General features: G+C 38.6%; 17 protein-coding genes. 5 read left to right on the plus strand and 12 right to left on the minus strand.

Annotated elements, in window-relative coordinates; all coding sequences use genetic code 11:
• Positions 1-6 precede the first annotated feature (6 nt).
• The 6 genes from H153_RS0105560 to H153_RS09940 form a co-directional block, all read right to left on the minus strand.
• Positions 7-603 (minus strand): cytochrome c3 family protein, encoded by a 597-nt coding sequence (locus H153_RS0105560; RefSeq protein WP_022847151.1) that lies wholly within the window; start codon positions 601-603, stop codon positions 7-9.
• Positions 600-2,315, minus strand: coding sequence for a peptidylprolyl isomerase (locus H153_RS0105565; RefSeq protein WP_022847152.1), 1,716 nt, complete (start codon positions 2,313-2,315; stop codon positions 600-602). The genes H153_RS0105560 and H153_RS0105565 overlap by 4 nt, the downstream gene beginning before the upstream one ends.
• Positions 2,300-2,902, minus strand: a complete 603-nt coding sequence (locus tag H153_RS0105570) for a hypothetical protein (RefSeq protein WP_022847153.1) — start codon at positions 2,900-2,902, stop codon at positions 2,300-2,302. Before H153_RS0105570 ends, H153_RS0105565 begins: the two co-directional genes overlap by 16 nt.
• Positions 2,889-4,307, minus strand: coding sequence for a hypothetical protein (locus H153_RS0105575; RefSeq protein ID WP_022847154.1), 1,419 nt, complete (start codon positions 4,305-4,307; stop codon positions 2,889-2,891). Before H153_RS0105575 ends, H153_RS0105570 begins: the two co-directional genes overlap by 14 nt.
• Positions 4,304-4,885: a hypothetical protein gene (locus H153_RS0105580; protein ID WP_022847155.1), complete on the minus strand. Its 582-nt coding sequence runs from the start codon at positions 4,883-4,885 to the stop codon at positions 4,304-4,306. The genes H153_RS0105575 and H153_RS0105580 overlap by 4 nt, the downstream gene beginning before the upstream one ends.
• A gap of 128 nt (positions 4,886-5,013) precedes the next feature.
• Positions 5,014-6,369: a GGDEF domain-containing protein gene (locus H153_RS09940; protein WP_022847156.1), complete on the minus strand. Its 1,356-nt coding sequence runs from the start codon at positions 6,367-6,369 to the stop codon at positions 5,014-5,016.
• A 23-nt stretch (positions 6,370-6,392) separates the two neighbouring features.
• Between H153_RS09940 and H153_RS0105590 the strand changes: the two genes are divergently transcribed.
• Entirely contained in the window at positions 6,393-6,599 is a 207-nt protein-coding gene (locus H153_RS0105590; RefSeq protein ID WP_022847157.1) for a hypothetical protein, read from the plus strand.
• Here H153_RS0105590 and flgM read toward each other — a convergent pair.
• The 4 genes from flgM to H153_RS0105610 all read right to left on the minus strand — a co-directional run bounded on the left by flgM (position 6,571) and on the right by H153_RS0105610 (position 8,943).
• The gene (gene flgM, locus H153_RS09425; protein ID WP_022847158.1) at positions 6,571-6,864 is read right to left on the minus strand and encodes a flagellar biosynthesis anti-sigma factor FlgM; all 294 of its coding nucleotides are present in this window, start codon (positions 6,862-6,864) and stop codon (positions 6,571-6,573) included. The genes H153_RS0105590 and flgM overlap by 29 nt on opposite strands.
• 111 nt (positions 6,865-6,975) lie before the next feature.
• Positions 6,976-7,377, minus strand: a complete 402-nt coding sequence (locus H153_RS0105600; protein ID WP_022847159.1) for a secondary thiamine-phosphate synthase enzyme YjbQ — start codon at positions 7,375-7,377, stop codon at positions 6,976-6,978.
• Positions 7,374-8,228, minus strand: a complete 855-nt coding sequence (gene panC / locus H153_RS0105605; RefSeq protein WP_022847160.1) for a pantoate--beta-alanine ligase — start codon at positions 8,226-8,228, stop codon at positions 7,374-7,376. Before panC ends, H153_RS0105600 begins: the two co-directional genes overlap by 4 nt.
• Positions 8,206-8,943, minus strand: a complete 738-nt coding sequence (locus H153_RS0105610; protein WP_231378251.1) for a YihY/virulence factor BrkB family protein — start codon at positions 8,941-8,943, stop codon at positions 8,206-8,208. The genes panC and H153_RS0105610 overlap by 23 nt, the downstream gene beginning before the upstream one ends.
• Positions 8,944-9,158: 215 nt before the next feature.
• Here H153_RS0105610 and H153_RS09430 point away from each other — a divergent pair, with 215 nt between their 5' ends.
• The 4 genes from H153_RS09430 (at position 9,159) to H153_RS0105630 (ending at position 13,216) form a co-directional block, all read left to right on the plus strand.
• Positions 9,159-10,658, plus strand: a complete 1,500-nt coding sequence (locus H153_RS09430) for a multiheme c-type cytochrome (protein WP_022847162.1) — start codon at positions 9,159-9,161, stop codon at positions 10,656-10,658.
• 74 nt (positions 10,659-10,732) lie between these two features.
• Positions 10,733-11,116: a rhodanese-like domain-containing protein gene (locus tag H153_RS0105620; protein ID WP_081638850.1), complete on the plus strand. Its 384-nt coding sequence runs from the start codon at positions 10,733-10,735 to the stop codon at positions 11,114-11,116.
• A gap of 14 nt (positions 11,117-11,130) precedes the next feature.
• Positions 11,131-12,585 (plus strand): leucyl aminopeptidase, encoded by a 1,455-nt coding sequence (locus H153_RS0105625; protein WP_022847164.1) that lies wholly within the window; start codon positions 11,131-11,133, stop codon positions 12,583-12,585.
• Between the two features lie 7 nt (positions 12,586-12,592).
• Positions 12,593-13,216 carry a class I SAM-dependent methyltransferase gene (locus H153_RS0105630; RefSeq protein ID WP_022847165.1) on the plus strand — a complete coding sequence of 208 codons (624 nt, stop codon included), beginning with the start codon at positions 12,593-12,595 and terminating at the stop codon, positions 13,214-13,216.
• Here H153_RS0105630 and H153_RS09435 read toward each other — a convergent pair.
• Positions 13,197-14,204, minus strand: a complete 1,008-nt coding sequence (locus H153_RS09435) for a KamA family radical SAM protein (RefSeq protein ID WP_022847166.1) — start codon at positions 14,202-14,204, stop codon at positions 13,197-13,199. The genes H153_RS0105630 and H153_RS09435 overlap by 20 nt on opposite strands.
• Positions 14,204-14,938 carry a hypothetical protein gene (locus H153_RS0105640; protein ID WP_022847167.1) on the minus strand — a complete coding sequence of 245 codons (735 nt, stop codon included), beginning with the start codon at positions 14,936-14,938 and terminating at the stop codon, positions 14,204-14,206. The genes H153_RS09435 and H153_RS0105640 overlap by 1 nt, the downstream gene beginning before the upstream one ends.
• Positions 14,939-15,004 lie beyond the last annotated feature (66 nt).

Consider the following 15,004-nt stretch of genomic DNA (forward strand, 5'->3'; position numbering starts at 1 on the left):
CATACTTTACTTGTACCTTTTCGGTGAGTGGCACTGATAACACAGTGCCGATTCACCGTTCTTTTTCAGCAAGTACTTGTAATCTGTTCCCATTGTGTAATGGCAGGTAATACACGTAATTGGCTGTCCGTTTCTCGGGTCTAAGTGTTTGTCACCCTGAGGATGGACACAGTACCCTTTACTGTTTTTGGCATGGCACCTTAAACATACTATTATTCCATTACCTCTTAGCATTGCTATATTATCACTTTGGTGTGGATCGTGACACAGCACGCAGTTATTTACGTTTTTATGGTGATATAGATGAGAAGAGATTCTTTTATATACATCCTGGTGACATTTGATACAAACGAGCTCACCGTTAATTTTTTCTACATCTTTACGGGAAGGATTTTGGGAAGTGTGACAGTATGAACATGAACCTTTACCATTACCGAAACTGTGAATATGTATAAACTTAAAGTTAACTTCCTCTGGTTTTTCCTGAAGTGTGAAGGTATCCTTACCGTTTTTGCCTGTCACATGTTTAAAATGCGCCGGCGCGCCCTGAGCGGTATTCCCATATAAAACTAAAAAAACGAAGAACAACAATGTTTTTTTCATCTTATACGCTCCATATTTTTATAATATGCAATCCCGCTGATGATGACAAGTGAAAGCAGAAATAGATAGAATGCGTAAATTCCATTGTACTGCTCCTGTTTTTTATGACCGTTCACAATAGAATTCCAGACATCCCAGTTCACTTTTACTTCTTTTCCCTTAGATAGTAGATTCATATAAAGTTGTTTTATGTATTCCTGCTTAATTGCTTTAAATTTATCTTCAAATAGTTTCCTTTTGATTTCTTCTTTTACTTCTGAAATGGGTTTATAACGATTTTTTTGAAGTTTTAATACCTCCACCATGAAATATGTGTTCTTTATTTTAAACGGTTTTGAAACTTCGCCTATTTTGAGTTTATCTATAACCTCCCTGGACTCCGGAAGGAGGTGTGAATAAGGAATCTCAACTACATTATCGTATCCCATAATTTCCTTAGTTAAGTCTTTGAAATTTTTTCCAGCTTGCAGTTCTTTGTACAGTTTCCTTGCCAGTCTTCCGTCGCTGGTCTGCAAGAATCTTATTTTAATTTTGTCAGGGAGACGGTATTCGGACTTATGTCTCATGTAATAATTCCTGATTTCAGAATCTGAAATTTTGACCTTTGGTTTCAGCACACGATTTTCAAGCTCCTTTATTATTCTGTTTTGACAATAGAATTCAAACATGGATTTTAGAGGTTCTTTCTTCTCATAGTGTCTATTTAAAGCTTCCAACCCCACGAGTGTTTGATTAATTATGGAATCAACCACTCTCCTTTTGGCAATTTCTAAATTGACTTTTCCAAATCGAGAATGTTTTTCCCATTCAATTTCCTGCTTGAGAAATTTTACAAAGCCGCCCACGGTTAGTGCGTAGTTGCCGACTTTTAAAAGTATTTCTTTTTTCATCTTTTCAGGAACATTTTGAGGGTCTATTTCTCTGAGAAGCTTTTCGTTTACCCACACAGGATATTTCTTTCTCAACTCTTTTAAAAGTTGTTCCGTCGCTTCTGCTTCCTTTATTTTGATTAATTTATCTTTTGCACTTTTAAGCACTTCGCTGATGTTATTTTCTTTGTCCGTTTTATCAGAAACCACTATTATCAGCCACACTTTTCCATCATTAACAGGGCCAATAACTTCGCCTTTTCTTGCTTTTAAAATCAATTCTCTTTGCGCTGTGTTCCTTATCTCAAATGGCCGCATCCAATCGGTTTTCCTTTCAAAGTGCATTTTATTTTTGATTTCAAGGGCTTTTGCGAGTTTCTCGCCTGTTATTCCCCTTTCTATGAGTTTTTTCGCTTTAGCTGCTTTCCTTTTTGTTTGGAAAAAGTAGATATCAAGCTTAAACTTTGGTATGTAGTTTTTTTTGTAATAATTCATCACCTCTTTATCTGATACTTTTTTCGCAGGTGCAAGGGTGTCTCCTTCAAGTAAAAGGAGCGAGCGGACTTTGACAAACTGTCTTATCTTTTTTTGATAGCTTGGAAGTTTATACAGCCCAAGTTCCGTTCCGTTTTCAAATAGAAGCATCCAGTCTATAAACGGTGTGGGATTTTCAGGAAACTTTGAACCGTCAACTTTCCAGTTTTCCCACCAGTTCTGGAAATCTTTAACTGTGTATGTTTTATTACCTATTTTTACCAGCCATTCGTTTTGAGGTATTTTAGAAAAGGCTGTGGAGCTGATTGATAGTAACGTGATAACAGCGATTATTACTCTTCTAAACATTTTATGCCGGCCTCCTGAAGATTTTTCATCAGTTCATCGGAGCTTACAAATATAAGTTTTGTCATACTTTTCACAACGCCAAACTCTAAAACTTTTCTAAAGTCGTCCCCCCGATGAACGACGTAGGCAGAAAATACTCTCCTGCCCGTTCTGGTGCTTATCCCCTCTATCCATATCCTTACCTCAGGATACCGGCTTCCTCCCCCGTAGGGTTTGTATGTCATTACTTTTCCTGTTATAGCTAATCCAACGCCAAGGTTGTTTCTTAAAAAGTCAAGAAATGCCTGAGGAATGCTCTGATATGGAAAAAAATGCCTCCCTACCATCAGGTTTTTAACATCCTGAGGGAGAACAACATCTATGCCATTTGAAACAAAGGCTGAATAAAAGATCAATGCAACCTTTTCACCTGCATTTTCATCTTTTACTTCGTTCTTAAAGGGCAGTATAGCAACTTTACAGGGACTTATTTTTTCTTTTCTAAAAATTCTGACGTAACCTGAATCGGATTCTTTCACCGGAACAGTTGAACAGGATGATAGCAACCCTATTATCAATATAAAAACTACTGCCTTAAAATTCCTCAACCCAGCCTCTCTGCTCTTCCATTTCTCTGTAGGATTTTACCTTCAATTCGTAATCCTTTTCAAGTTTGTTTCCGATTTCATCCTGCATAAACAGACGTACCTTAAGCTTATTAAAATCGCTGTCAAATATTACTTCTGCTGGAAGTTTTTTGATTTCAGTTTCACCTAAAGGATACCCTTTAGGTGAGAATACAACAATTCTAATTTTCTTAAGTTTATCCGGAATCTTTATCGATTTAATCATTATGGCAGTTTTGCCTTCCTGTGTCTTGTAGATGGTTATCTCAGGTGCCGGTATGTTGTGGAAATAGTAGAATTTTTTCTCAAGAAAAGCTGTGTTGCCGGCAACATCTGTAACTTTTAGTGATATTTTATAAATTCCTTCCTGAGTTAGAGCTTTTACCGGATTCCATGTTATTGCAATAACAGGTGCCCCGTTCCCGAACCTCTTAAATATTTCTTTTCCCTGAAAATCGGAAATAGTTAAATCCCATCTCATTATGCTGTCCGGCTCTTTCAGTCCTGCCGTTAACAGAAGTTTATCGTTTGCAAAGTATATCTTGCCGGCTTTCTTTAATCCCTTTATTGTAAGGTAAATCTTTGGAGGTACATTATCCACGGTAAGTTCGTCAAGCATCAACTTTTTGCCATTTTCGTAAAGAAATACTGGATACTTTCCATCACCGAGGTTGGGGATAAAAATTCCTGTATAAGCACCGTCGTTTCTCCTCAGAGTGACAGCTTTACCGTCTATATGGATGGTTATGGAATCAGTTTTGGGTTTTCCTACAGGCTTTAAAAGCAAATTCACCTCGTCTCCGTCCTTTACATACCTCGGGAACAATGAAAAATGCTCTACCTGAAATCCCGAAGGAAGAATTTCTTTACCTATTTTCTCTCCGGGAAATGACTTTACCACTTCATCCGCTATGCGGTCTTCCATCTGTTCGATAGAGAGATTGTTCCCTAAATTGAGAAGGTGCTCTTCAGGCTGGTAGTAAAACACTTTACTCCAGTAAGTTTTTCCATCAGGAACGGATGTGGCAAACAGAACAATTCCGAACAGGTGTTTTTTCCCGTCAGCTTCTATTTTCGCACCCCATAACATTGTGGAGCCCTTTAGCTCATAAGATAGAGCAACTTTTGATGCTCCTGGTAGCCCTGTTGCGTATATTCCTTTTGAGGATAGGGCAGAATACAGTTCATCCCCTGATATAACAATGTCACCTCTTCTTTTCAAAGCCTTAGCTATTTTATCTGTAAGTTTCAAATCTATTCCCGGCGGATCTACTGTAAGATCTCTAATGGGAAAAACCACTATCTGCCCTAAGGACCTGTCTATAAACATCCCTAAAATGAATATCAGTGCCCATACAAGGATTTTTATCGCGTTCCTTGAATTCATTTTTTGCCCTTAAGTTCCTTAGGGTTAAAAGTTTCTAAAAGTTCATAGCAAAACTTTTGAAGAGCGATTATAGGATCATCGGTTTTTAGACCTAACAGTCGGCCAAGTGTGCTGTAGTAACTTTTTACACCTGAAGCCTGCCAGATAACGTTTCCGTTCGTGTCGAGGATTTTTATAGTTAAGGCCACTACAGGGTAGCTGTAAGCACCTCTTCTCTCGATTTTATATTCATCTACAGAACCCTGAACAAATCCATTAACTTTCAAAACGTCTGCAAGAACTCTAAGATCATTAACATCAAAGTAGAAACCTCCAGGTACACCGAGCCTTTTTACCTCTCTATCAACTTCTCCTTTTGGAACTACATCAATGCCCTTTTCAAGCAGTGCAGTTATGACAAAATCTCTGGCTCTTCCCCCGGCAAATTTATCTGACGAGAAATTCATAAAAGGTAAAACGGCTACTCTCTCTATCCGGCTTATGCTTTCAGGTTTAGAAAAATAGTTTATGTTCCCCTGAGTTGCACATCCACATATGAAGAAGATAGGAAAAATAAAAACCATTAACAGCTTCTTCATAACCGCCTCCCGGTAGATAACTGTTAAACACTTTTAGTAATTTTACCATTTAGAAATTAGAAATCAGGACTAAATATACCACAAATTAGTGAAAAGAGGTAATTGAAATATTAATAAATTTAAGATATTTAATTGTTTTCATTCGTCCTCGATGAGTAACAAATTACCCGATTTTTACCAAGTTTTTTCGCTTTATACAGTGCTTCATCTGCCTTTTCTATGAACTCTTTATACTTGCTTCTCGCATTTTCTGTAAGTTCTTCTGGAGGAATAGGATAGCATCCTATACTTACAGTTACTTTTATTAATTTTCCTTCAAATTCAAATCTGTGTTTTTCTATACTTTCTCTAATTCTTTCAAATACTTTTCCGCCGTCATATTTGTCAGTGTTGAACAGCACCATCAAAATTTCTTCACCTCCGTAGCGCAGTACCAAATCTATGTCCCTTACATGGTGTTTTACGATTGACGATAATGTTCTAAGTACATAATCTCCGGCAAGATGACCATATGTATCGTTTATTTTTTTAAAATCATCTATATCCATCATTCCTACCACCAATGGCTTGTTTTCTCGCCCTGCTAAAGATATTAGCTCTTGAAACCTTTTCATACCGAATCTTCTGTTATAGAGCTTTGTAAGCGGATCTAAGTATGATTCTTCCTGCAATCTTTTGTAGTTTCTTGCATTTGTAAGCCCAAGAGACATTAAATCTCTTATTCTTCTTAAGAATTTTAGCTCAAATCCCGAGAATTTTGTGGGTTTGGCAAGTATGAGAATGGCTTTTACATCTATTGAAGTTAAAGGAACTATCAAAAGCTCCCTAACGTCCGTTTTGTCTAAAAGCTCAATTTTTACATCGGAAACATTTATTAGTTTTAAATCTTTAAAGCTGAAGCATGCTTCTATGAAGTCTGTTGTTTGACACTCTCTAAAGTTGAAACATGCTATTCTTGTTGTTACTCCTTCAGAGTCTTTCATATAAGCTGCCATAGCAACTATTCCGAATTTTTCCAGTAGAAAGTTATAAAAAGACTTTGCCAGAACTTCAGGAGTTGCTAAAGTTGCAAACAGCTTTCCGACCTCTCTCTGGTAGTTATCTAAGATTTCACTCATGTAAAGATTTTCTATGAAATGGTTTATTTCTTTAGATACCTCGTATATGAAATCGTCTTCTTGCGCTTCTATTTTTAGCTGCTTTATTTCCTCAAGGGAATGGGCTTTTGAACCTTCCAGCACTCTTCTTATTCTGCGAAAAATGTCCGTTACATTGTCAAAGTACTCTTTTAAATTCCCCCTGACTATTACATAATATATAAACCAGCCTAATATAAAGTTGGATATGAGAGAGGTGGCAAATTCAAGGGGATCTATAGGATGGCCCTGGAGGAAAAATCGATGTATTACTATTGGAGCAGCAACTCCGGAAATCACGGACATTATTGCTATATCTCTTATAAGTTTTTTCTTAATGTTAACCACATCAACCCCCGGAGGAACCATAGATGAAAAATACTGAATTCAATTATACACAAAATAGTTTCAGTAATGTTGCAAAAGCCGTTGCTGGTGAGATAGGCATTTCGGAAAAGGAAGTATTTGAAGCTATACACAAAGTGAAAAAGCCAATCCCTTCAGAAGTGGAAGGATTGGCTTCCATAGTCGTTTTTCATGTTTTAAATGTTATAGACCAAGAAATTCCTTTAAAATAGACTCAGAAATTTTATGTATATCAACTGGATAATTTCCAGAATTGATAGCTTCTTTTATCTCCTGAACACGAATAGTATCTACACTCTGAAGCTGGACTTGCTCTTTGACTGCTTTTTCAATCTCTGTACTTTCATTTACAGATACGGCGTTAGGTTCCTGCAATACCGTTTCGTCTGCTTGCCCGTTCCTTGCACGTTTCCTTATCTGCTTCTTGAGGTGCTGTGCCTCAACACCTGCTATATTCTGAAAACCTTCTATTTTCATGGTACTTCTCCCTACCTTCCGATTACCGCATACACCTTCACCCTACATTATCGGATGAATTCAACCAAATTTTACACCTTCTTTATAACGAATCAAACTTGAGAAATGTTCCTATTCAGGTATAACTTTAACAAACACTCTCCTCTGCCTTGGTCCGTCAAATTCACAGAAGTAGATAGCCTGCCACTGTCCTAAGAGGAGCCTTCCGTTTTTTACAATTACAGTGGTGTTGCAACCCATCAGAGAAGATTTGATGTGGGCGGCAGAGTTACCCTCTATGTGTTCAAAGTAGGACTCTTTCCATGGAACATGCTTTTCGAGATATGTAATAATATCTTTTCTAACGGATGGGTCAGCATTTTCATTTATGGTAACGCCTGCAGTTGTATGAGGTACATAGACTACACATATGCCATTTTCAACACCACTTCTTGACACAATACCCTGAACTTCTCTTGTAATATCAATGAATTGAGAACGCCTTGCTGTTTTAAGAGCGATTTCGTAAATCATATCTCCTCCCCAACAACCCAGTTGTCTATAAGTCGTGTATCACCAACAAAGACTGCAAGAGCAATCAGGTTACCCTCTTTTATAAATTCTACATCTTTAAAGTTGTCCTGGTCAACAATTTCAATATAATCTATTTTTTTTACATTAGGATGGGAAAGAATAAATTTTTCCATCTGTTCCTTTATTCTGGGAGCTCTCCTTTCTCCTTTTTCAATAAGTTCTTTAGCAAGCTTCAAAGCGTTGTAAAGTGAAAGTGCGGATTCTCTTTCCTCCAGTGATAGATAGATGTTTCTTGAACTCATTGCAAGACCATCGTTTTCTCTGACAATAGGACATCCCACAACTTCAACGTCCATATTCAGGTCTTTTACCATCTGTTTTATTACTTTATATTGCTGAAAATCTTTCTTTCCGAAGTAGGCTCTATCGGGTTTTACTATGTTAAAAAGTTTTGTAACAATCGTGGTAACTCCCCTAAAGTGTCCTGGTCTCCTGGCACCGCACAGAACCTCTGTTATTTCACTCACCTCAACATACGTCCTATAAGGTTCAGGATAAAGCTCTTCAACAGCTGGAAGGAAAAGTATATCTACACCTTCCCTTTCAGCCAATTTAGAGTCTCTCTTTTCATCCCTTGGATATTTTTCAAAATCTTCATTGGGTCCAAACTGAGTGGGATTAACGAAGATGCTCATTACAACAATATCGTTCTCTTTTCTTGCCCTTCTTACGAGACTTAAATGCCCTTCATGAAGATATCCCATCGTTGGAACAAATCCGATACTTTTACCCGCTCTTTTAAAAGCTTCTGCAATACCTTTCATTTCTTTAACAGTTCTTACTTTCTTCATACTCATCCTCTGCAATCATTTTCGCCTTCAGTATTCCTGCTCCTATGAGCACCATTATTGCCGAGTAGTATATCCATAATAAAAATATAATAACTGCCGCAAAAGAACCAAAGAGCAGGTCAATTTTTGAAACATTTTCTATGAAATAGAGGAAAAGTCTTTCAAATATTGTCAGCATCGTAAATACGAAGACGGAAACTTTTAAAACAATTTTCCAGTGGAACTTTACAGGTAGTAGAAAGTAGTATAGGCAGAACAGAATTAGAAACATTACAGTTAAAGCACCGACAGATGAAAGCAGGGAAACCATGAAGTTTAAAGGAAAGACAACGGCAAAGAGAAGTTTCAATGTATAAAAGGCAAACATAAGTATCCATAGAACGAATATAAAAAGGATAACAAGAAGGTTTCTTCCTATGTAGCCTGCCGGGTTGCACTTTCCAAGTATATATGTAAACGAACGTTCGACAGCCAGAAAAACACCTCTTGCAAACCAGAGCATTATAGGTATTGCCGTTCCACTCAGTATGCCCGTAGTGGTAATTATGTGTTGAACCCTTTCAAAGAGCGGTTTTAACGGTGAATTTAAAAGCTCTTTGGGAACAAGTGAAAGGACATTGATATCAAAAACGATGATTTCTATAAAGAAAAACGTTATGAAAAGAGGAATGATGGAAACGAGAGTAAAGTAGGCTATTGCTGCCGCGCAGAACATGTAATCGCTCTCAAAAGCATCACATACGGCAAACAGGACGAAATTTATAAATCTTTTTTTCTTCAGAAGCTTTTTACATATCATAGGATAAATGATACTAAATATTGCATTTGAGGTTAATCGGTAATTGTGAAATTCTTTTACTCCCCTGTGACAAAACTTACAGAAAAGTATATCATTTAGAATGATAATTAATTGCAGTTTGTGGAGGAAATATGAGAAAAGAGCTGGGACTTTTGATTGCAGCTTTTATTCTAACAGGTTGCCAGCAGTCTATGAACGGTGGTACTGTTAAGGTTTCTGAAGAAAAACCGAGAATAAGTAACGCAACGCAGAAATGTCTTGGCTGTCACAGGATAGTAACGCCGGGTATTGTTGCACAGTGGGAGAAGAGCCGGCACGCCCATATAACCATGGCTGAGGCCATGAAAAAAGGAAAGCTCGAAAGACTCGTTTCGGCAACTTCTGTACCTGATGAGTTTAAGAATGTTGTTGTCGGCTGTGCAGAATGTCACACTCAGAATCCATCTTCTCACGCTGATACATTTGAACACAATGGTTTTAAGGTTCACGTTGTTGTTACGCCAAATGACTGTGCTTTATGTCATCCTGTTGAAGTAAAAGAGTATTCTCAAAGTCTTAAGGCGAATGCCTATGCTAACCTGATGAAGAATCCCGTTTACCATGAACTTGCGGCAACCGTTGTTGCAGAGAAAAAGTATGTCCATGGGAAATTTATTATTGAAAAGGCAAGAGAAAAAGATTTTAAAACCGCCTGTTTAAAGTGCCACGGAACGGTTGTTAAAGTTGAAGGATTTACTGAAAAAGACACACCGTTTGGAAAAATGAGGTTCCCTGTTCTGGAGGGCTGGCCCAATCATGGTGTGGGAAGGATAAATCCTGACGGTTCAAAAGGTTCCTGCACACCGTGCCACACTCGCCACACTTTCTCAATGGAAATGGCACGAAAGGCTGAAACCTGCGGTGAGTGTCACAAAGGTCCGGATGTTCCTGCGTACAAGGTTTACATGGCAAGTAAGCACGGTGCCATTTACAAATCCATGGAGCACAGGTGGAATTTTAATGACCCTTCGTGGGTTGTTGGTAAAGACTTCTCGGCTCCAACCTGTGCGGCGTGCCACATGAGCAGGCTTATAGATAAAAACGGTAACATAATAGTTGAAAGAACTCACAGGATATTTGACAGGCTTCCATACAGGCTCTTTGGTATCTTTGCTACACCTCACATTAAGTACTCTGAAACTTATAAAGCTAAAAATACTGCCGGATTGCCTCTCCCTTACAACCTTAACGGAACGCCTGTCAAATCTTCTGTCATTTCAAAAGAGGAAATGAATTCAAGAATGAACAACATGAAAAAGGTATGCCTTGCGTGTCATGCCCAGACGCTTGTTGATAATCACTTTGAGGAGCTTAAAGAAATCATAGATTACACAAATAATGCAGAGGTTTCTGCTACAAACCTTTTGGTTGATGTGTGGAAGAGAGGTATTGAGAAAGGTTTACCTCAGGGCGGCAATCCGTTTGATGAACCGATAGAACAGAGATGGGTTGAATCCTGGCTGTTCTATGCAGATTCTATAAGGTACGGAGCCGCCATGGCCGGCCAGGACTATGTTACGTTTGCAAACGGCAAGTGGTATCTTGGAAAGACGTTAAAAACCATGGAAATGCTGAAAAACTTAAAAAAATAACCTTAACGGGGGCTTTGCTTTGCCCCCTCTGATATAATCTCTCAAAACGGTTTTGGAGGGCTTTGTTGAAAAGGATGCCTTTCCTTCTTTTTATTCTAATTTTTCCTTTCTTTCTCTTATCCTGTGGTGGTAAAAGCAACGTTAAAGAAATTTCTCCAGAAGAGACATTAAAACTTATTGAAAGAGGTGTTGTAGTAATAGATGTCAGGACGCCTGAAGAGTTTGTTATCGGTCACATTCGGGGTGCTAAAAATATAGACTTTATGTCTCGTGACTTTTTCAAAAAGATAAAAAAGCTTGATAAAGATACACCTTATATAATTTGCTCAAGGGACGGAAGAACCGGAAAAGTTGCTGCAAAAGTAATGGAGTCTGAGGGTTTTAAAAAGCTATATAATATGGATGGTGGAATTATTGGCTGGGCAGAAAAGAACTATCCGGTCATTACAGGACATTAATCAGGGAGGCAGGAATGGAACTTGTACATTCAGTTAGAAAACCGGCTGTTAAGAAAGACGAGGCGTTTATCGTAGGTTGCTACGAAAATGGCAAGTTTGACGCTGCCGTTTCAGAGCTACTTGAGAAAGAGGGAATTAACAGAGAAGTTTTAAAGACTTTCAGTTTTAAGGGAAAGATCGGTGATGTTGCGGCTGTTCCTGGCAGTAAAGGTCATCTGTTCATCTTTACCGGGCTTGGAAAGAAAAGTGAATTAAACAGGGAAGCGGTGAGAAAGGCTATTGGAGTGGCTATAAAAGAGGCAAAGACCAAAAAGGTAAAGAGAGTTGCAGCTGTTATGTTTGATTTTGGCAAAAAAAGTGACGGTTTTGCCGCCGCATTTGCAGAGGGTATTCTACTTTCAGCTTACTCTTTTGAGAAATATAAGTCAGAGAAGAAAGAGATAGAAGCGGTAACCGTCTACGGTGCAAAAGAGTTTAAAGAAGAGTTTAGCTACGGTAAAGTTCTTGCTGAAGCTGCAAACTTTACAAGGGACATCGTTAATGAACCTGGCAACGTTGTTACACCTGAAACCCTTGCAGAAATAGCAAAAGATCTTGCTTCAGAGTACGGTTTTAAGTGTAAGATTTTTAAAGAAAAAGATCTTGAAAAGAAAAAAATGATAGGAATTCTTACAGTTGGCAAGGGAAGTAAAAATCCTCCAAGGTTTATTCATCTTACATACAAGCCGGAAAATCCTGTTAAAAAGTTTGTTCTTGTTGGGAAGGGTGTAACTTTTGACAGTGGTGGTCTTAACATAAAACCTGAACAGTTCATGAAGAAGATGAAAATGGATAAGGCCGGTGCCTGTGCCGTTTTGGGCATTATGAAGGCGGTTGGAGAGTTAAAGCCCGATGTAGAGGTTCACGCCCTTATACCTGCTGTTGAGAATATGCCCGACGGAAAAGCTTACAGGCCTGACGATATACTTGTTTACAAAAACGGTAAATCTGTTGAAATACACAGTACCGATGCTGAAGGAAGGCTTATTCTTGCAGATGCCCTGATATACGGTAGTGACCTTAATCCTGATATTATGGTTGATATGGCGACGCTTACAGGTGCATGTGTTGTTGCACTTGGACATTACACTTCAGGGCTTTTTACAGCTGATGATAGGTTTGCACAGACTCTTCTTTCACTTTCTCAGGAATCTGGTGAGAAGATGTGGCGTCTTCCTCTTGATGAAGACCTTGAAGAGGAAATTAAAGGAACACAGAGCGACATTCAGAACGTTGGAAAATCAAGGTACGGTGGTGCCATTACGGCTGCTCTTTTCCTTAAAAACTTTGTCGGTGAAAACGTTAAAACATGGGCTCACATAGATATTGCAGGTCCTGCTTTTGTTGAGAAGGACTGGAAGTATTACGGCTACGGTGCTACCGGTCAGCCTGTAAGGACTCTTGCGGAGCTTATCAAGGATTTAAAATAAGGTTGCTATGGCAAAAACTGAAAGTTTTGACCGCTTTTATAGAGAGTATGAGAATTGGTTTGAAAGGAACCATGATATTTATGAGGCCGAGTTAGAGCTTATCAGGTCTTTACTTCCTCAAGGGAAAGGTATTGAAATAGGGGTCGGCACCGGCAGGTTTGCCGCCCCCCTTGGTATAAAGATTGGTATTGAGCCGTCTGATGCCATGGCTGAAGTTGCCAGGCAACGGGGAATAGATGTTTTGAAAGGTGTTGCCGAATCGCTTCCTGTTCCTAACGAATCCTATGACTTTGTTTTAATGGTTACTACTGTTTGTTTTGTTGATGATGTGCTTAAGTCTTTTAAAGAGGCCTTCAGAATCTTAAAAAAGGGCGGTGTTTTTATCGTTGGATTTGTTGATAAGAACTCACCTTTGGGAAAACGTTATCAAGAGAAAAAGGATAAGAGCCGCTTCTATAAAGAAGCCACATTCTACTCAACAGAAGAAATAGTCGACTTTCTAAAGAAGGCAGGCTTTTCTGAAATTTCTGTTAAGCAGACGCTTATAGAGAAGGACGGTAAAATGTTGCCTGTTATAAAGGACGGCAGCGGTGAAGGTGGATTTGTTGCCGTCAGGGCAGTAAAATGCTGACATCCTCTACCTTAAACAGGTATCCTTTTTCATCTCTCTTATACTCCGCACCTTCGGGAAAGAGAATTATCTTTCCCCTGTAGGTATCAACGGCGTAGTAGGGAAGTGCAAGAGGTGAAAGTTTCTTTTTTAGGTTTTTCATTATTTCGAGTCCCTTTTCAACGGATGTGGCAAAGTGGAAGACGCCGTTTACGGGGTCGCATCTAAAAAGGTAGTATGGTCTTACCTTTATTCTCTGAAGTGTTGAAAATAGCTTGTAGAGTGTTTCTTCATTATCGTTTATGCCTTTTAACAGCACCGTTTGATTGTTAACGGGAATGCCTGCCTTTAAAAGCTTTTTTACGGCTTCTTTTGAGCTTTTTGTTACTTCGGCAGGATGGTTAAAGTGGGTGTTAAGCCAGACCTTTTCGCCTCTTTCAAGAATTTTTATCTTTTTCTCTGTCAGCAGGTTTGGGGCAACAACTGGCAGGCGGCTTCCAATTCTTACTATGTCAACAGTTTCTATCTCTTTTAGTTTTAAAATCAGGTACTCAAGGATTTCATCAGGAATTGTAAGCGGTTCGCCACCAGAGATAAGGACGTCTCTAACTTTAGTTGTTTTAATGTACTTTGTTATTTCGTCAATCTGTTCTTTTGTTATGACGAACGATTGCTTTTTCCAGTTTCTTTTCCTCATGCAGAATCTGCAGAGGACGGGACAGTAGTTTGTCGCAACGATTAAAACTCTGTCGGGATACTTATGCGTAAGTCCGGGAACGGGTGATTGGATTTCCTCTTTAAACGGGTCGTCAGGTAGAAAATCTTTTAGCTCTTCAACCGTGGGAAAAACGGTCTTTTTTATAGGGTCATTCGGGTTATTTCTGTTTGCAAGGGATGCGTAGTATTCTGTGCATCTAACAGGAAAAGTGTCGATTACCTTTTTTGCTCCTTCTATCTCTTTTTCTGTAAGGTTGAAGTATTGTTTAAAGTCATTAAGGGTGGAGAGCATCAGTCAAGACTCCACCCTGAAGCGTCAAGTTCTTTGTAGATGTCGTCTCTCTGTCCAAATCGGTGAAACTTTATCGTGTCCCTGTCAAGTTTTGTATATATAGCCCTGAATTCACCGTACGGAGAGGTTACTCTAATTCTGTAGATGTCCTGTTTGTCCCTTTTAAGGAGTTTTGAAGTTGTCTCGCACCTTGATAGAGCTGACATAAAGCTTTCAAATAGAAACGGTCTGCAGGCCACCTCTTTTGCGATATCTTTTCTGAACCGTTTTGAGAAGAGCACTTTCAGTCCGTTTTTCACAGTTATATTGGTGGCTATGCTGTTAAGCGCAACTTCAATAAAGAGTTCAACTCTTGATTTTGGCAGTTCACTTGATTCGTAAGATTTTATCTTCTTATCTTTTTCTGCTATTTCTGATTTAAGGCATGCAATTTCTTCTTTTAGTGATTCCACCTGCTGTTTGTACTTCTCCACTATGTTCTGGTCATATTTGAAACGCGAAAGTTCTTGATTTTCTTTCTCCAATTCTTCAATTTTTCTGGTAAGCTGAGAAATTTCTGCGTAAAGCTGCCTTATCTTTGCATCTTTTCCCTTGAGTTTCTCGTTTAAATTCCTTATCTTTTTGTTTAAGTCAACCTTTTTCTGCGGTTTTGAAATCTTTTGCTGCGTGTTTCTTTTCGGATTTTCTGCTACTGAAAGAAAATATTCTTCTATATCTCTAAAGCCTTTTTCCATGGCACCTCTCCTTCTAAGGTGAATTGTGATTCGTTGGCAGTTTAAGAACACGATAATTAATTTAGG

The sequence above is a fragment of the Desulfurobacterium sp. TC5-1 genome (assembly GCF_000421485.1).
Lineage (GTDB): Bacteria > Aquificota > Aquificia > Desulfurobacteriales > Desulfurobacteriaceae > Desulfurobacterium_A.